This window comes from Chryseobacterium ginsenosidimutans, from assembly GCF_039536845.1.
Taxonomy (GTDB): domain Bacteria; phylum Bacteroidota; class Bacteroidia; order Flavobacteriales; family Weeksellaceae; genus Chryseobacterium; species Chryseobacterium ginsenosidimutans_B.
In genome coordinates this window covers 251,244-270,295 of the sequence record NZ_BAAAZJ010000008.1, presented here as the reverse complement: position 1 = coordinate 270,295, position 19,052 = coordinate 251,244, and the positions used below count along the sequence as shown (strand labels likewise).

Genomic DNA, 19,052 nt, shown 5'->3' with positions numbered 1-19,052 from the left:
TATTAAGACATAATTTTATTATGATTTATTTAACAAATAAACTCTTAATTAACTAAAACAAAAATAAAATAGAAGAATTTTAATTAAAAAAACAACTAAAGTGAAAAATAAAAACAATTCATAACTATCAAACGAATTAAATTTATTTTATTATGATAAATAATACAAAAAACCGCTGTAAAATTCACAGCGGTTTTCATTCAGACGAACAAATTCTTTATTTTGATATGATAACCAAATACAGATTTCATCAGTCATGGTATCATTATCTGCACTAATGAGAAGTATCATTGATTTTTATCGTACCAATTTTAAATTTTTCTATGTCTTTAGGATCTTTAAAAATCCATCCATCAAGTACATTTTCTGAAAATGTATAGTCTTTATTATTCAACAAGAAAATACTTTTACGCACTTCTTCTTCGGTAGTTGATAATCCGATTTTTTTTCTTTTCTCATTAACGTTCTCAACATTATGCTTTACTTTATCATCTCTATTTTCAGGCATTAAGTTTTTTGAAATATAGCAACAGTCCATTGTACCATCACCGTTTCCAAATTGATAAATTCTAAAATATGAATAATCGCGTGTATTATTATTTAGATCCAATAATTTTCCTGCAATATCAGGTCTTATTTTTCCTGCATTTAAAGCTTTTATTATTTCATTAGAAAAATTAACTCTTTGTGGACTGTATAAATTACTTGCTAACTGATGCCAAATAATGAAATAAAAATCATGAAAATACGCTATGCTATTCATTTCTAATCCGATATTATACTCATTAGGAAAACCTTTTACTTGAATAAGCTTTAATAAATTTGTAGAGGTAATACTGTCACCTTTAGTAAGCTCTTTTTTATAAGCCTGATAATTTCCACCTGATAATTTTCTGTAATATTGATCAATAGTAAACAACGAATCTAAAGTTTTTTTATATTGTAAATCAATTGTATTTTTGCAGGGTGCTATCTTGTACTTTTCAATATTTTTAAAATTATTTGTCACAAAATCATTATCAAAGTTTTTTCCTAAGCATTTTAAAGCTTGATAATTAGTATAAGCTGTTTCTAAATCATTTACTTTTAATGCGACTTTCATACTATTGCTCAAGTCATTTGCATGTGGTTCTCTAAAAATAACAAAAGCCTGTTTATATTTTTGATTTGCGTTATCCAGATTATTATTAATTATATTCCTTTCAGCTTGGTTAATAATTTCATAATATTTTATAAGATTATTATCCTTTAGTTCAAAATTTTGAGCTTTTAGAAAAATGCTTAATAAGGAAAATACAAATATCAATTGTTTCATAGTACATATGTGAAAAGAGAAGCTTATAAATAAGCTTCTCGATTAAAGTTTAGTTTTTAGTTAGCAAGGCTTGTCTATAGTCTGTCCTATATACATTGTTTGTTTATCAGGAAATTCCACATCAGACGTATAAGCTAAACATCCAGTCCCACCACCGGGCATATCTACACACATTTCTCCACCTCCTGTCACACTGAAATTAATAATTGGAGCAGAAAAACCTCCTAAAACAGTGTCTAGTTTTTCATTTTTCAGTTTACAATTTTCTAATTTTTCTAACATTTTTGTTTTCATCAAAATTATTTTTAAATGTTAAATAAATACTCAAGACTAGCCAAAGTCTCGTTCTTAATTACAATATTAAGACATAATTTCATTATGATTTATTTAACAAATAAACTCTTAATTAAATAAAACAAAAATAAAATAGAAGAATTTTAATTAAAAAACCAACCAAAGTGAAAAATAAAAACAATTCATAACTATCAAACGAATTAAATTTATTTTATTATGATAAATAATACAAAAAAACCGCTGTAAAATTCACAGCGGTTTTTCATTTATAGATTCTTTAAATTATCTTTCGGCGTATAATCCATAAAAATACCACCATCCAGATTCACAGATTTTACTTTTTTCTTGATCGGAACTGTCAACATGGTCTGCTTCTGCTCCTTTTCCCAAACTGAAGGTGAAAAATGCAGTTTTTCCACCGTCCCATCTTCATAGCTGATTTCTGTATCGAAAGGAATCGCAAAACCACCAATATTATCAACATTTACCGTCAAAAGGTCATTCATTTGAGAGACATTCGTTACTTTCAGATCGATATAATTATTAGTATAGAACCAATTGTTGAAGAACCAATTCAGATTTTTCCCTGAGCCTGTGCTCATAGAATTAAAATAATCCCACGGAATCGGATGTTTCCCATTCCAGTTATCCATATAATGGTGTAATGCTTTTTTAAACAGATCATCGCCCAAATAATCTTTTAAAGCCAGATAAGACAACGAAGCTTTTACATAAGAATTGTTTCCGTATCCTGCCCCGCTTACCTGTGTGCTCATCGTGATAATCGGCTGATCCTGCTCTGATGAAGGATCATTGATCCATCTTTTCACCCTGAAATTCTGATAAAATTCTTTAGCTTTTGCTTCACCGTTTTCATCAATTCCAATTAAATATTCCAAAGTCGTTGCCCAACCTTCATCCATGAACGCATACCGCGTTTCATTGATTCCCATGTAAAAAGGGAAATAGGTATGTGCAATTTCATGATCTGCCGTCAATCTCGCATCCTGAAAATCATCCGGAATACTTGTATCGTTGATCATCATCGGATATTCCATGTCTGCATACCCCTGAATCGCCGTCATTGCATTATAAGGATATTCCACTCCCGGCCATTTTTTCGAAAACCAGTCCAGATTATACTGCATCCATTCAACGTAATGTTCAAAATCTTTTGCGTCCGCTTTATAACCGGCCTGAACGCTCGCTCTTTTTGATTTCAGCTGAACACTTGCTGCATCCCAAACATAATGATTGCTCAATGCAAAACAGAAATCCGTAATGTGACTGGCTTTAAATTTCCAGACATTCCATTTATTTTGTTTCGTCACTTTTCCTGACTTCATTTCGTGCTCTGTTGCCACGTGAATCACTTTGTCACTTTTTAATGAAGATTTATATCTTTTTAAATATTCAGGCTGAAGAACCGCATCAGGATTTAAAAATTCTCCTGTTGACCAAACCACAAAATTTTTCGGAGCGGTGATCGCAAAATTATAATCATTAAAATCATTGTAAAACTCCTGTCTGTCTGAGTGAGGAAGCATATCCCAACCGTTGTAATCGTCATAAACAGAAACTCTCGGGAAAGAATATGCGATATAGAAAGTCTCAGGATCGATCTGCCCTTCTCTTCCACTTTGTACGGATAACGGATATTCCCATTCTATTTTAATTTCTGCTTTTGTCTTTGATTTTAAAGCAGAATTCAATTTTACCTTTTCAACCGTTCCCCAATCGTCACTGTCAACCGTATATTTTTCACCATTTACGATAAATGATTTAATATGTAAACCCGACGACAAAAAATCTTTGGAAACCGTTCCTGATCTTGGAGATTGTGGTTTATGTAAATTATTAACGAATCTTATGGCTAATTCATTCAGATCATTTGGGCTGTTGTTGGTGTAAACAATTGTTTCTTTTCCGGAAACTATCTTTGAACCTGCATCAACCTTTACCTCAACATTATAAATCCCTTTGTTCTGCCAATAATTTTTACCCGGAGCACCGGACAAGTCGCGTGTTCCGTTTTCGTATGCTTTCTTAATATTTCTCGGCATATACAGTTCCTGAGCGGAAAATTGCCATGAAACCAGAAGCAATAAACCCAAAACCAATCTTTTCATTAAAATCTTTTTATAATAAGTACTTATTTAACATAAAAGTAACAAAAAACGGCAATAAAACTATTACCGCTTGTATAATTTTTCATATTGGTAAAAAAGATCCTTCGGCTACTTCGCTCAGGATGACACCGGCAAATTATAGAGCAACTAATAACGGTTGGTATTCGCAATGTCATCCTGAGCGCGAAGCTGTCGAAGGATTTATAATTTTTTTTCTTTTTAAAATGTCAAATCCACCAACACCGGAAAATGGTCCGACGGATACAAAAGATTTTCTCTTCTGTCATTAATGTGTCTGTGAGATTTTATTTTAAATCCCTTCACAAAAATATAATCAATTCTGTCTTTCGGAACTTCATTCACATTAAATCCCGTAAAAGTTCCTTTCGGACCGTAATGCTTCGTTTCTGAATGATAGAAAGTATCCTGTAAATTTTGTGAAATAATTTTTATCGGTTCTGAATCTTCCGTTAAATTAAAATCACCGCTTAATGCAACAGGTAAATTTTTAGGATTGATTTCCTTGATTTTTTTTAAAATTAATTCGGAAGATTTCACTCTCGCTACATTTCCAATATGGTCAAAGTGAAGATTCAACGCCATGAATTCCTTCTTCGATTTTTTATCCCTGAAAACTGCGTAGGTACAAATTCTGTTCAAAGCAGCGTCCCAACCTTTTGACGGTTTCTCAGGTGTTTCAGAAAGCCAGAACGTCCCCGAACTCAAAACCTGAAGTCTGTTTGTATCATAAAAAATAGCAGAAAATTCACCTTTTTCTTTCCCATCATCTCTTCCGACTCCTACATAATCGTAATTCTTCATCCCATTTTTAATATCTTTCATCTGATCCGGAAGTGCTTCCTGAACACCGAAATAATCGGGATGATAATACGTCAGTAAATCTGCAACATCCTGTTTTCTGTTGGTCCAAGAATTTTCTTTATCGGAATCTACATTCAGCCTGATATTGAAACTCATCACCTTAAGATTCTGTGAAAACCCCAGCGCAAAAAGCATGAGGAAGACGATTGAAAATCTGAAATTCATTATTTATCAATTTAAAAATTAAAACAAAAATAAAACTTCTGCATCAGAGAAAAGCTATGAATACGAAAGTTTCCTGTTAAATTAAATTCATAAAAAACTCCGGAAATTTTCCGGAGTTAATATTTATCTATTTCAAAAAATTATTCTTTATTAAATTTAAACTCTCTTGTACCTTGTTTAAAAGTAATAACTTTTTTATCCTGGCTGAAAGTCATTGAAATCTGTGCCTGATCGAATGTAAAGGTATTATTTCCTGTATATTCAAGAGCAAATTCCGGCTGACCTGTTGCCTGACCGTACAATTGATTATTTTTTTCAGTAAATGTAATTTTTAACGGTATATCCTTACTTCCATATGTTCCTGTGAAATCTTTAACATTAATCTTTTCCATAGGTTTTGCCTGTGCCGAAGTCCAAAGATTATTTTTAGAATCTACATCAGGAATTTGAGAATTGGGATCCAGTTTTACCTGATCAATTTCTTTGGTTGAATTGATTTTGAATGTCCATTCTTTGTTTCTTTTCCAAACTTCAATCGGTAATTTTACGATCTGTTCCGTTCCGTCTTTAAATTTCACCTGAACAGTCGTAGGCATCGGCAATTGACCGATATTTTCAACCGTAATCTGAGCTCCGTTTTTGAAATCTCCGTTCACATATTTCACGTTTTTCACAGCCTGATCGATTTTCCATTTGTTGATAAACCAGCCTCTCCAGAACCAATTAAGCTCTTCTCCAGAGACATTTTCCATCGTATGGAAAAAATCCCAAGGTGTCGGATGTTTGAAAGCCCATCGTTGAATATAGGTTTTGAATGCTTTATCAAATTTTTCAGGTCCGAGAATCGATTCTCTTAATATTTGAAGTCCCATTCCAGGTTTGAAATACGCCAAAACTCCGATGCTGTTTTCCCTCATATTATCGGGGCCTACCATGATTGGTTCAAAACCGTCGTTCATGATGTAACCTCCCATCTGAGCGATATTTTTCTTTTCGAAATATTCACCTTTATTGAAAGCTTCCGTTGAAAGTTCATTGATAAACGTGTTGAAACCTTCATCCATCCAAGCGAATAATCTTTCATTAGAACCAACAATCATCGGGAACCAGTTGTGTCCGAATTCATGATCGGTAACACCCCAAAGTTCGCCGCCTTTAGAATCCATGTGACAGAAAACGATTCCCGGATATTCCATTCCGCCTTCGTTTCCGGCAACGTTGGTTGCAGCCGGATAAGTGTATTCATACCATTTTGCAGAATAATGCTCGATTGCAGCTTTTGTATATTCCGTAGATCTTCCCCACGCTTTTTCTCCGGCACTTTCTGAAGGATATGCTGAAATCGCCATCGATTTTTTACCACTTGGAAGATTAATTTTCGCAGCATCTAAAATAAATGCAGGAGAAGACGCCCATGCAAAATCTCTTGCCTGATTGATTTTAAATTTCCATGTTTTTGTTCCTGTCTGCGTATTTTTTCCGACTTCAGATTCTGAGTGAATTGTTACGGTTTTATCACTGTTTTTTGCCTGCTCCCATCTGTTGTTTTCTTCTTTAGAATAAACCTCTTTTGCATTCAGTAATTCTCCTGAAGCTACTACATAATGATTCGCAGGAACCGTAATATTTGCGGTAATATCACCATATTCCAGATAAAATTCTGACGCTCCCAGATAAGGAAGAGTATTCCATCCCAATACATCATCATACACGCACATTCTCGGATACCATTGAGCAATCGTAAAGATCTTCCCGTTTTTCGTATCCTGAATCCCCATTCTGTCGGATCCGTATTTCGGGGAAAGGAAAGAGTATTCAATTTTAATTTTTGCCACACCTCCCTGAGCTTTTAATTCTGTAGGAAGATCGATCTGCATTCTGGTGTCGGTGATCGTATATTTTACATCTTTGCCATCAAGTTTTACAGATTTGATCTTGTATCCACCTTCAAACTCTTCACCATGAGCTCCATTTCTGCTTCCTGACTCCGGAACTACTGAATTTCCTCTTGAATTTTTTTCAAATAAATTCTGATCCAATTGTAACCATAGAAATCCTAATTTATCTGTACTGTTATTCGTGTAAGTAATTTCTGCTGTTCCTGTCAACTCATTTTTAGCTTCATTAAGATTTACATCCAGCTTATAACTTGCTGAATTCTGCCAGTAAGCATATCCCGGCTGTCCGCTTGCTGACCTTGTAGGCGTACCTGTCTGTGTATAAAAAAATGGCTTAAAAGCTTCTACATAGTCATATTTTGGTGTTTCCTGGGCCAATGCAGATTGCGAAAAAAGCACAACTGCAACGGTTGAAATAAGATTTGGAAGTTTAAAATTCATATTAAATTTTTTAATTAACAAAGTAAACAAAAATAAGACTTCTCCAAATAGAAAAGCCTTACTCGCTAATTATATTGTTAAATTATTTTGTCTTCTTCAACAGAGAGGAAATACTCCGGAAAATCTTTTTCGGAAACCGGCAACTCACTTTCGAGTTTTACTACTCCGATGGTTTTATAGTGAGTCACCAGTTTTATATTTTTCTTTTGAAGTTCTTTTTCAAGATCTTTAAGATTGATACTCTTTTTTAAAACTGCTAAATATGTTTTCATCTTTTTATGCTTGTATTAATCCGCTTCCGATGTCTCTGTATTTCAATCCTTCGATCGGTTTTGCTTTGATTTCCACTAATTCCCAAATTTCTTTTGCAGATTTTTCAGGAAACTGTTCCATGTACAATGCAACAAGTCCGGAAACGTGTGGTGTGGCCATGCTTGTTCCGCTCATCGCATAATAATTACTGCTTTTATTTTTTGAATTTTTAGGATAAGAACTGATAATATCAACTCCCGGAGCACAAATATTCACATTTCCACCCGTTGAAGGATTCAATCCTGCATTGGAAAATTTAGCCACTTTCATTTGCCCGTCGATGGCTCCGACTGCCATAATCGAAACTGCGTTTGCCGGAGATGAAACAGGTTTTGGAACAGAGGGTCGACTGCTGTCGTTTCCTGCCGCTGCGATAATAACACAATTATTTTCCAACGCTCTTGCTCCGACAGTTTCAAAAAGTGGCGAAGGTGCATCGTTCAATTTTACTGCAGAAGCCAATGAAAGCGACAAAATCCTGAATTTCTTTGTAATTGCCCAATCTATCGCATCAATCACGCTGCTTGTTGTCCCTCTTCCCGCATCAGAAAGGACTTTCGCTATTTTTAAATTGGCTTCTTTTGCAATTCCGTAACGTTTTCCGTTGTCGAGCCTTATGTTTCCGGTGGCAACTCCCGCGCAGTGTGTCCCGTGACCGTTCGGATCGCGGTTCCAGTCTTCTCCGCTGATGAAAGATTTTCCTTCGATTTCTCTCCCTGAAAAATCAGGATGTGATAATTCAAGACCAGTATCTAAAATACAGATATCAACACCTTTTCCCGTATACAGGGAATTTCCAAGACCCAAAGCTTTTAAGCCCCATTCCATTTCTACCAAAGGTTTTTGTGGCAGAGGTTTATTTATAATATATTTTTCCAGCTCGGTGATTTTGTCGGCAATTTCTGCAGACTGTTTTTTCAATTCATTAATAATTGATAATTCATCAGCCGAAAAAAATTCTCTTTCTTTTTCAAAATAAACGATCGGATTCGAATCGTTTTTTACAGCACTTTTCAGTTGTGCCTCATCCATATTTTCTACAACAAGGATTCCCAGATTTTTATATAAAACCCCGTTATCATTATCTATCACATCATATGAACGATTTTCTGACGATAAAAATTCTGATGAGGTAATGGTCACTTCCAGTTCATTCTCCACTTTTTTGAGGGAATTTTTCTGTTGATCATCAAGAACAACAATGTATCTTTCTTTTTCCATGGCGGTTGTTTTTAAAGTAATTTCAAAAGCACTTTTTCCAAAACAAGGAAAATATCTTCCGAAATCATGCTTAATCTTAGCTTTTTATTAATTCCGGAAATCTGCGTATTTTGATTGACGAGCGAATTCCAGAATACTTCTATTTTAGGAACAGAATTCAGATCGTTAACAATCTTATCATCCAGAATTCCGTTTTGATATAAAGAAACTACTAATCCGGAAAGAATTTCTTCGGCTTCATCCAGTTTCTTTTTCTCTTTGGCATACATTTCCATTAAAAATCCGTGAATACTTTCCATCCCGTTGAATGAAAATCCCCAAAGCAGTTCGCGTTTTCCGCTGGCAATTTTTTCCATTTGCACAGGATTAAAACCTCTTTTTACGGTGGAAATCATATTCATAACTTTCAACACTTCGGATTCGTAAGTTGTATTTCCTTTGGTTTTTAAATAGTCTAAAAATTCATGAAGAAATGCTTCAAACTGCCCATCAAAATCGAAAGACTTCGACAGATAAAGCTCCTGAACTTTATTAAAATGTTCCAGCAATTCCTGAATTTTCTGTATCGTATGATGAACGAGTTCCTGCATTACTCAAAAGTTATTTGTTCGATTGTTTTCCCGTCTTTATCCTGATAAGATACGATTCTGATGCCCTCTTCTTCCATTTCTACATGAAGATTGATGAATAATTTATCCTTGTCTTCTGCAGAATTGGTATTTGGATCGATGTAAATATTGTTTAATTTTGAATTGATTAAACTGTATCTGTTCAAAACATTCGTATAAATTTCTGTTAAAACCTGTGATTCTTCTTCTGTAGAAGTTCCGTCGATTGGTCTTTCTATCGGCTTTTGTGGAATTGTCGGAATCGAAGGATTAGCAACAATCGCTCTTGCAGGCGGAATTTTTATACCCGGAGTCTGCGTTGTTGTTTCAGTCTTTGAAAGCCCGCCTGTTTCAAGTCTGCTGTTTCCTCTTACGTTATTCAATAAATATTTAAAATCTTCAGTCTGAATATTTCTTATTGAAATTGGTTTAATATTTAATTGTCTTTCTTTATTCACAAGAAGAATTCTCTCATTCACATCCTGAATCAGCTTTGTTTCGTTCAGAGGGAAATTTTTATCCGCATCAGAATCAATATCAGTGATTTTGATGGGAATATCCATTTTCACGCTCGGGAGGGAATATCTCGGAACTTTAAAAAACTTTAAATACTCGTGCTGGGCATACTCTTTTGCAATCTCGATCGCATTTTCGTCTGCTTTTTTACGAGCCTGAATTATCTCGTTGTTGAGATAATTCAGGTAATCTGATAATTTAATCATTTCTCGTAAAAGTTTTATTGAGCAAGCAATCCAAGAACTTTCTCCAATCCTGCAGGCATTTCGTCATTCGTAGCCTTTACTTTTACTCCAAGAGAATATTCTTTTTCCACTTTAATTCCTGTACTTGAAGTTCTCTTGTAAGAAACATCCACATTGAATTTTACTGGTCCGAAACCTCCTGAAGCTCCGGCTTTGATACCGAATTCGTCGCTTACGTCTTTTGTATATGTTGAATTTAATTTTACGTTAAAATCAACCTCGCAAGTTTCAATTCTGAAGCTTGGAACGTTCAATAGCGCGATGAAAGGAACTGAAATTTCAACTTCCTGTTCCATTGTTGGCTCTTCATCCGGAGTATCAGTTTCGTTTTTGTAATTCGGGTTTGGTACATTCTTTTTGTACTTGAATTCTGCCATACGAAGCTTGTCTTCTTCTCCGTCTTTTTCGAAACCCACTTCTTTGATGAAGTTTACTGTACTGACCGAAGCGTTTGACTGAGCCGTAACACAAGCATTAAGCGGTCCGCCGATGATTTTTGCGAAATCGATGCTTCCCAATTCGGCTGCGAAATCTGCACTTTCTGCTCCAGAAGTTTTGAAAACCTCATCATCTGCTGCCATTCTTCCAGCGATCATTTTCAATACTTCTGAAGAAACTGCTGCGAAAGATTTTTCCCATTTGCTATCGTAGTTTTTCTTGAAATCTTCGATAATGCTTAATAATTCTTTGTTTGAAAGACCAGCTAATTCGGAAATTTCGATTCCTGAAACTTTCTCATAAACTGCAGGTGTCAATGATTTTTCTAATCCTGTTAAAAGGTCAATTAATTCATTTTTTGTTTTCTTGGTGTAGTTTGCTTCCAACACCGACTTTAATGTTTCCATGTTTTTTGGTTTGTTTTGGTTATTAAAATTTTGTACTGCAAATTTATGTCGCACCGCAGTGACGTATCTCAGTAATTCACCTAAACCTAAACCCGTAAAATCACCCAAATAAAAAAAGTAGATTCCCGATTGAGAATCTACTTTTCTGTTTATTTAAAGGCTTTTGTAATTTTTATTTTGAAAAACCGTCTTATATATTGTCGTTTTGTCATTCTGACGAAGGAAGAATCTAAGCAATATTTTTAGCGATTCTCCACTCCATTCATTCAGAATGACAGTGAAAACATTCGTGCTTAATAATTAATTTGATTTTTTAGCTTTAATCATTGCTTCCAGAGCATCCCACATTTCCTGAGGAATATCTTCAAGCATATTGAATTCTCCTGCACCTTGCAACCATTCTCCACCGTCAATTGTTACAACTTCACCATTTACAAAAGATGAAAAATCTGAAACCAGATAAGCGGCAAGATTTGCCAGTTCCTGATGTTCTCCTACTCGCTTGAGTGGATTTTTTTTAGCTAAATCAAATTGATCTTTCATATTTCCCGGAAGCAATCTGTCCCAAGCTCCTTTTGTAGGAAATGGTCCCGGTGCAATTGCATTAAATCTGATATTATATTTCCCCCATTCAACAGCGAGCGATCTTGTCATTGCTAAAACTCCTGCTTTTGCACAAGCTGAAGGAACAACATAAGCCGAACCTGTCCAAGCGTAAGTTGTTACAATATTTAAAACTGTTCCTGAAGTTTTTGAATCGATCCAGTGTTTTCCAATGGAAAGTGTACAGTTTTTTGTTCCTTTCAACACAATATCTAAAATAGAGTCGAATGCGGAATGCGTCAATCTTTCTGTTGGAGAGATAAAGTTTCCAGCTGCATTATTTAGAAGTATATCAATTTTTCCGAATTCTTTTAAAGCCGCTTCTTTCATCGCTTCTACCTCATCCCAATTTCTTACGTCACATGCAACGCAAAGCACTTTTCCACCAGTTTCTTCTTCCAATTCTTTTGCAGTTCCCTGTAATTTTTCCAAATTTCTGGAAGTGATTACCACTTTTGCTCCCAATTGAAGAAAATATTTGGTCATCGCTTTACCAAGGCCGCTTCCACCGCCTGTGACGATAGCTACTTTATCTTTCAGTGCATCTTCACGCAACATCGGTTGTGTATATAGATTCATATATTTTAATTTTTCTTAAAAATAATAAATATTGAGATGCGGTGCTTTAAAATAAATTAAGAAATGATGCTACAAATAATTGTTTTAAATAAAAACAAAAAACAGCCTGACAATAAATTACCAGGCTGTTTTTATATTGAACAAGATTAAATTAATTATGAAGCTACAACTGTTCCTTTGAAAGAAAGAGTTTTTGGAGTTTTACTATCGCTTGTTGTAACGTTAACCGTTTTCATAAATGCACCTGCATTTGCTGCATTATAGCTTGCTTCTACAAATCCTTTTTTCCCAGGAAGGATTGGAGTTTTTGTATAATCTGCTGTAGTACAACCACATGACGGAGCAACATTTTCGATAATGATCGGCTTTTTTGATGTATTTGTAAATTCAAATCTGATTACTTTTGGTTTTCCCTGAGGAATGTTTCCCACATCGATAGATTCTGATTTCCAAGTAATGTCTGCAAGGATTCTTACAACAGGTGAATGGTCAGTTGGAAGTACATTTGCATAAAATGGAGAGAATGCCAAAACAGCTAAAAGAGCAGTAATTTTTAAATTTTTCATGATATAAATTTTATTAATGGTTAAACCAATTATTATTTTTGATATAGCAAATGTAAGAGGATTATTTATTCCACATGTTAACCGCTATCAAACATTTGTTAATAAGTTGTTAATGATAAAAAAATAATAGATATTTTTGGATAATATTGCTTCTGTAAATGGAAATAAAGAAACTCAATATTATTATCACTCTCGGGTTTGTTGCTATTATCGGAATTTTAATAGCCCAGCTTCTATGGACACGACAGGCGTATAATCTTGAGAATAAAAAATTTGACCAAAAGGTAAATATTGCCTTACTGGAAGTTGTAGAAAAATTGTCCGGAGGCGAAACTTCTTTTACGGAAAGCCCCGTTCAGAATATTTCCAATGACTATTATGTCGTTAATATTAATAATGAATTTCATCCGGAAGTTTTGGAGTATTATCTGAAAACTGAATTTACACGTTTTCAAATAAATACCGATTATGTTTATGCATTATACAATTGTCATAGTGATAAAATGATCTATGGAAAATATATTTCAACCCATCAGGAAAGTCCTAATAATAAGGTTATTAAATTTCCAAAGCATAAAAATTTAGTCTATTATTTTTCAATTCGTTTTCCGGATAAAACAACCTATTTGATAAGTTCATTAAGGTTCTGGTATTTGCTCACTTTTGCCTTGATTATTATTCTTTTGGTGTATGTTTATTCAATTTACACGATTATTCAACAAAAGAAATTTTCCGAACTACAACGGGATTTTATCAATAATATGACGCACGAGTTTAAGACTCCTCTTTCTTCAATACTTTTGGCTTCCGAAGCATTAACAAAACAGGATATCGTAAAAGAAAACCTAAAGCTGCAGACTTACACTACCATCATCACCGATCAAAGCAATAAACTTAATAATCATATTGAAAAAATATTGAACATTGCAAAAAACGATGCTTCCGGATTGTCTTTAAAACCTCAAAGAATTGTTTTACTACCTTTTCTTCAGGAAATTGTTAATACCATCAAACAAAAGAATGAAAATATTTCTATTGAAGTAAATATTGACAGTAATATTTCGATTAGTGCGGATGAGTTCCACTTTACCAATATCATTTACAATATTTTAGATAATTCAATTAAATATTGTGAAAGCGAGCCTCATATTATAATTTCTTCCATTAAAGATGCAAAAGGCTTATATCTAAAATTCAAAGACAATGGAATAGGTATTCCTTCTAAAAATATTCCTCATATTTTTGATAAATTTTACAGGGTTAATACCAAAAAAAGTGACGAAGTAAACGGTTTTGGATTGGGTTTATTTTATGTAAAAAAGATTGTTCAGCAACATAACTGGAAAATTTCAGTTGAAAACAACAGCGATAAAGGGATTACTACCACTCTGTTTTTACCATTTAAATAATAATGTGCAAATCATGGAAAAATCAAAAATTCTATATGCAGAAGATGACAAAACGATAGCCTTCCTCATTCAGGACAGTCTGGAAAGTTATTATGATATTTCCTCTTATCAAGATGGGAAATCTGCGTTGGAAGCATTTAACAAAGAAAATTTCGATATTTGCCTTTTAGATATCATGATGCCTGAGATGAATGGTTTTGAACTCGCTCAATGTATTCGTGACAAAAATTCTGAAATCCCAATCATTTTTATTTCCGCAAAAGCTTTAAAAGAAGACAGGATTAAAGGACTAAAAATTGGTGCCGATGATTATCTGGTAAAACCTTTCAGTATTGAAGAACTTATCCTGAAAATTGAAGTTTTCCTGAAACGCTCGAAAAAAACAGAATCTTTTCCACAAAAATACAAAGTCGGAAAATACAATTTTGATCCTAAAAATTACACTTTACAGGATATTCATAATACCATTACCCTTACTCAAAGAGAATCTGAACTGCTTTTGTATTTTATCCGCAATAAAAACACGGTTCTAAAAAGACAGGACATCTTGAAGGCAATTTGGGGAGATGATGACTATTTTATGGGGCGAAGTCTGGATGTATTTATTTCAAGATTACGAAAAGTATTTGTCGATGAACAAGATGTATTCATTGAAAATCTTCACGGAATTGGTTTCCGCTTCTCTGAAAAATGATAAAATTTTCTTGTTGGGAAATCGCAAAGACACAAAGTTTTTTTGAATTGAGTCCTGTTTTAAGGCGCAAGGATTTTATCTACGATAAAATTTAATATTGTATAATTTGCCGGAAATCTTTTGTCACACTGGGCCTGCCGAAGTGTTTGCGTTTTATAAAGATTAATGAACCTTTGCGTCTTGCGATTTTCCAACAGACATTAAACTTCCAACTATCATTTTAAACAATTAAAAACGATAAATAATTATTCTTTGATTTTATCTAAATTTACTCTCCGAAATAATATCCATATAATGAAAAGGTCAGGAACTACTCTTTTTCTATTTCTTTTATTTTTCAGTTTACATTGTAAAGCTCAAAAATTCGAAAAACTACATCAATATGTCAATCCGTTGATCGGGACAGAAAAAATGGGACATACTTATCCCGGAGCGACCGCACCTTTCGGAGCAGTACAGTTAAGCCCGGAAACTGACTCTATTTCTTACGAACTCAACGGAAAATACAATGGTGATGTTTATAAATACTGCGCAGGCTATCGATACGAAGACAAAACCATTGTAGGTTTCAGTTCTACACATTTCAGTGGAACAGGACATTCCGATTTAGGAGATTTTCTGATTATGCCGACAGTCGGGAAATTACAATTGAATCCCGGAACTGCAACCAACCCGGAAAATGGTTATAGAAGCAGATTCTCCCACCAAAACGAAAAAGCAGAAGCCGGATATTATAAAGTAAAACTTGATGATGATAATATTTTAGCGGAATTAACGGCGACAACAAGAGTTGGGGTTCATCGTTATACTTTTCCAAAATCTGATCAGGCGCATATTATTTTGGATTTAATGGCAGGAATTTACAATTATGATGGTAAAAATGTCTGGACTTATGTTCGTGTAGAAAACGGAAATACAATCACAGGTTATCGACAAACCAACGGTTGGGCAAGAACAAGAACGGTTTATTTTGCATTGAAGTTTTCAAAATCATTTAAATCTTATGGTCAGAAAAATTATGATGAAAAACAGGTTTACAATGGTTTTTGGAGAAAATTTGACCAGACTAAAAATTTCCCTGAAATCGCAGGAAAAAACCTGAAAATGTATTTTGATTTTGATACGAATGAAAATGAAGCCATTGAAGTTAAATTGGCTATCTCACCAGTAAGTCAAGCTAATGCTTTAGAAAACCTAGAAAAAGAAGTTGGAAATTTGTCTTTTGATCAAGTTAAAGCACAAACGCAGGAAACTTGGAATAAAGAATTAAATAAAATCGTCATTAAAGGCTCTGAAACAGAGAAAACAAGCTTTTATACCGCGATGTATCATACTTTTATCAATCCGACAACTTACACAGATGTTAACGGAGAATATAAAGGTTTGGACCAAAATATTCACAAAGCGGAAGGTTTCACCAATTATACAACTTTCTCCATTTGGGATACTTATCGCGCACTTCATCCATTTCTTAATATTATTCAACCGAAACGAAATAATGACATGGTGAAATCGATGATGGCACATTATAATCAATTTTCGATGAAAATGTTGCCAATCTGGTCTCATTACGCGAACGACAATTGGTGCATGAGCGGTTATCACAGCGTGAGTGTGGTCGCAGATGCAATTATTAAAGGAAATTATGACGGAGATCCAAAAGAAGCTTTAAAAGCGTGTGTAGAAACTGCCAATAAAAGAGATTACGAAGGAATCGGGCAATATATAGATTTGGGTTATATTCCTGCTGAAAAAAGCGGAACTTCAGTTTCAAACACGCTGGAATATGCTTATGACGACTGGACAATTGCTCAATTGGCGAAACATTTGGGCGAAACGGAAATTTACAATCAATTCATCAAGCGTTCTGAAAACTGGAAAAATAATTTTGATAAAACCACCGGATTTATGCGACCTCGTTTGGCAGACGGAAGTTTCAAAAAAGATTTTGATTTATTAAGCACTCACGGACAAGGTTTCATCGAAGGAAATTCCTGGAATTACAGCTTCTTTGTTCCTCAAAATCCAGATGAATTAATTCAACTAATGGGTGGAAAGAAAAAATTCGCTTCCAAACTGGATGAATTATTCACTATGCATTTACCAGACGAGTTTTTTGCCAACACAGAAGACATTACAAGGGAAGGAATCATCGGTGGATATGTTCACGGAAATGAGCCGGCTCATCATGTTGCTTATTTTTATAATTGGGCAGGACAACCGTGGAAAACTCAGGCGCAGATCAGACGAATTTTGGAAATGCAATACAAAGCGACTCCCGATGGATTGGGCGGAAATGATGATGCAGGACAAATGAGCGCCTGGTATATTTTGAGTTCTCTTGGTTTTTATCCTGTTGCTCCGGGTTCAGAAGATTATGCGATTGGAAGTCCTGTGATTGACAATGCTGTTTTAAATTTAGAAAACGGAAAAACTTTCGAAATTGAAGCCATTAATCAAAGTCCGAAGAATGTGTATGTTGAAAAAGTTCTTTTGAATGGAAAAGAAATTAAAAATTTTATTTTGAAACATTCTGATATTATGAATGGCGGCAAGTTGAGTTTTTATATGAGTGCTAAGCCTAAGAAATAATTTAATTTTCCAACAGATTTCACAAATTTTCACCGATGATTATATTTTAAAATCTGCGTCATATGGGGAAATCTGAGAAAGGTAAATAACAAAAAAGACTGCAGATTACAGTCTTTTTTTATGAACTTCTATAAGTTTTGGCTAAAGCCAATTTTAAGTAAAAAGAAAAAGCGGGCTAAAGCCCGCTCCTATTGATATAATTTATTCTTGAACTTCAAAAAGCAATCGCTCCCCGAATTTTTGCTCATTAATTTTTCCGTTATCGTAAACTAAGTTTCCGTTTACAAAAGTATGGGTAACTTTAGAATGGAAATTCATTCCTTCCAACGGACTCCAACCGCATTTGTAAAGGATATTTTCTTTGGCAACCGTCCAGTTTTCATTTAAGTCAACCAAAACCAAATCTGCTTTATAACCTTCTCTCACAAAACCTCTTTTTTCAACTCTGAAAAGAATCGCAGGATTATGAGACATTTTTTCAACGATTTTTTCCAAAGAAATTTTTCCGTTTTTATAGTTTTCAAGCATCACAACCAAAGAATGCTGAACCAAAGGCGCTCCCGAAGGACATTTTGTGTAAACATTTTGTTTTTCTTCCCAAGTGTGGGGTGCATGATCTGTTGCAATCACATCAATTCTGTCATCCAACAGCGCTTCCCAAAGCCCGTCTTTGTCTTTTTGCGTTTTTACGGCAGGATTCCATTTAATTAATCCTCCTTTTGTATCGTAATCTTCATTCGTGAAAGTCAGATGATGAACACAAACTTCCGCTGTAATTTTTTTATCTTTTAAAGGAATATCATTTCTGAAAAGTTCCATTTCCTTTGCTGTTGACAAATGGAAAACGTGCAGTCTTGCTCCTGTTTTCTGAGCCAATTCAATTGCTTTTGAAGAAGATTTGTAGCAAGCCTCTTCACTTCTTATCAAATGATGGAATTTCACAGGAATATCTTCCCCATATTCATCTAAATATTTTTGAGTATTTGCCTTAATTGTTGCTTCATCTTCACAATGAACGGCAATCAGCATTTTTGTATTACTGAAAATATTTTCAAGTGTTTCGGGATTGTCGACCAGCATATTTCCTGTAGAAGAGCCTAGAAATAATTTAATTCCGGGAACATTTCTTGGATTTGTTTTCAAAATTTCCTCCAGATTATCATTCGTTCCGCCCATCATAAAACCGTAGTTGGCGTAAGCTTTTTGAGAACCTATTTCGTATTTATCCGCCAATAATTCCTGCGTTACAGCATTCGGAACTGTGTTTGGCTGATCGATAAAACTTGTTGTTCCTCCAGCAATTGCAGCTCTTGATTCTGTTTCAATATCTCCTTTGTGGGTTAAACCTGGCTCACGGAAATGCACCTGATCATCAATTACTCCCGGTAAAAGGTATTTTCCGGAACCATCGATAATTTGGTCTGCTTCTTCAAAAATTTGGGAATCTATTTTAGAAATTAAATCATTTTCAATTAAAATATCGCTTTCAACAATCTGTCCTTCGTTGACGATTTTTACGTTTTTGATTAAGGTCTTCATTTTTTACTTAGAAATTAGATGTTAGATCTTAGAAGTAGAAAAAATTTTGTGTTATAAATTGTGAGTTATAAGTAATCACTAATTTCTAACTTCTAATTTTCAGCTTCTATATAAAAGCAAAATTAAGATTTATGAATGAATTTTAATGTCATGAATAAAAAATCAATTCTTAATTATTTACATTTGCATAAAATTTCAC

The 19,052-nt window shown here is 34.2% G+C and carries 16 protein-coding genes; 3 read left to right on the top strand and 13 right to left on the bottom strand.

The window, feature by feature from the left end:
* Positions 1–274: 274 nt before the first annotated feature.
* From ABD745_RS09595 to ABD745_RS09540, 12 genes are all read right to left on the bottom strand, one after another.
* Positions 275–1,315: a hypothetical protein gene (locus tag ABD745_RS09595; protein WP_344828598.1), complete on the bottom strand. Its 1,041-nt coding sequence runs from the start codon at positions 1,313–1,315 to the stop codon at positions 275–277.
* A 60-nt stretch (positions 1,316–1,375) separates the two neighbouring features.
* Positions 1,376–1,609 carry a hypothetical protein gene (locus ABD745_RS09590; protein WP_344828595.1) on the bottom strand — a complete coding sequence of 78 codons (234 nt, stop codon included), beginning with the start codon at positions 1,607–1,609 and terminating at the stop codon, positions 1,376–1,378.
* 266 nt (positions 1,610–1,875) lie between these two features.
* Positions 1,876–3,738: a M1 family metallopeptidase gene (locus ABD745_RS09585; protein ID WP_344828593.1), complete on the bottom strand. Its 1,863-nt coding sequence runs from the start codon at positions 3,736–3,738 to the stop codon at positions 1,876–1,878.
* A 219-nt stretch (positions 3,739–3,957) separates the two neighbouring features.
* Positions 3,958–4,785, bottom strand: coding sequence for an endonuclease/exonuclease/phosphatase family protein (locus ABD745_RS09580; protein WP_344828590.1), 828 nt, complete (start codon positions 4,783–4,785; stop codon positions 3,958–3,960).
* A 140-nt stretch (positions 4,786–4,925) separates the two neighbouring features.
* On the bottom strand, positions 4,926–7,124 hold the full coding sequence (locus tag ABD745_RS09575; protein ID WP_344828587.1) for a M1 family metallopeptidase: 2,199 nt from the start codon (positions 7,122–7,124) through the stop codon (positions 4,926–4,928).
* A gap of 77 nt (positions 7,125–7,201) precedes the next feature.
* Positions 7,202–7,396 (bottom strand): hypothetical protein, encoded by a 195-nt coding sequence (locus tag ABD745_RS09570; protein ID WP_344828584.1) that lies wholly within the window; start codon positions 7,394–7,396, stop codon positions 7,202–7,204.
* 4 nt (positions 7,397–7,400) lie between these two features.
* On the bottom strand, positions 7,401–8,657 hold the full coding sequence (locus ABD745_RS09565; RefSeq protein WP_344828581.1) for a S8 family serine peptidase: 1,257 nt from the start codon (positions 8,655–8,657) through the stop codon (positions 7,401–7,403).
* Between the two features lie 11 nt (positions 8,658–8,668).
* A complete protein-coding gene (locus tag ABD745_RS09560) occupies positions 8,669–9,247 on the bottom strand; it encodes a hypothetical protein (RefSeq protein ID WP_344828578.1) in 579 nt (192 codons plus the stop codon).
* The gene (locus tag ABD745_RS09555) at positions 9,247–9,987 is read right to left on the bottom strand and encodes a hypothetical protein (RefSeq protein ID WP_344828575.1); all 741 of its coding nucleotides are present in this window, start codon (positions 9,985–9,987) and stop codon (positions 9,247–9,249) included. The genes ABD745_RS09560 and ABD745_RS09555 overlap by 1 nt, the downstream gene beginning before the upstream one ends.
* A gap of 14 nt (positions 9,988–10,001) precedes the next feature.
* The gene (locus tag ABD745_RS09550) at positions 10,002–10,871 is read right to left on the bottom strand and encodes a DUF2589 domain-containing protein (protein WP_344828573.1); all 870 of its coding nucleotides are present in this window, start codon (positions 10,869–10,871) and stop codon (positions 10,002–10,004) included.
* Between the two features lie 300 nt (positions 10,872–11,171).
* Positions 11,172–12,053 carry an SDR family oxidoreductase gene (locus ABD745_RS09545; protein WP_344828569.1) on the bottom strand — a complete coding sequence of 294 codons (882 nt, stop codon included), beginning with the start codon at positions 12,051–12,053 and terminating at the stop codon, positions 11,172–11,174.
* Between the two features lie 155 nt (positions 12,054–12,208).
* The gene (locus ABD745_RS09540) at positions 12,209–12,619 is read right to left on the bottom strand and encodes a DUF1573 domain-containing protein (RefSeq protein ID WP_344828566.1); all 411 of its coding nucleotides are present in this window, start codon (positions 12,617–12,619) and stop codon (positions 12,209–12,211) included.
* Between the two features lie 158 nt (positions 12,620–12,777).
* On the opposite strand from ABD745_RS09540, the gene ABD745_RS09535 reads away from it, so the two are divergent.
* From ABD745_RS09535 to ABD745_RS09525, 3 genes are all read left to right on the top strand, one after another.
* On the top strand, positions 12,778–14,028 hold the full coding sequence (locus tag ABD745_RS09535) for an ATP-binding protein (protein WP_344828563.1): 1,251 nt from the start codon (positions 12,778–12,780) through the stop codon (positions 14,026–14,028).
* A 13-nt stretch (positions 14,029–14,041) separates the two neighbouring features.
* Complete coding sequence (locus ABD745_RS09530) at positions 14,042–14,722, top strand: response regulator transcription factor (protein ID WP_344828560.1); 681 nt, start codon at positions 14,042–14,044, stop codon at positions 14,720–14,722.
* Between the two features lie 294 nt (positions 14,723–15,016).
* Positions 15,017–17,314: a GH92 family glycosyl hydrolase gene (locus tag ABD745_RS09525; protein WP_344828558.1), complete on the top strand. Its 2,298-nt coding sequence runs from the start codon at positions 15,017–15,019 to the stop codon at positions 17,312–17,314.
* Positions 17,315–17,515: 201 nt separating this feature from the next.
* Here the strand turns inward: ABD745_RS09525 and ABD745_RS09520 are convergent, their stop codons facing one another.
* Entirely contained in the window at positions 17,516–18,853 is a 1,338-nt protein-coding gene (locus ABD745_RS09520; protein ID WP_344828556.1) for a dihydroorotase, read from the bottom strand.
* Positions 18,854–19,052: the final 199 nt, after the last annotated feature.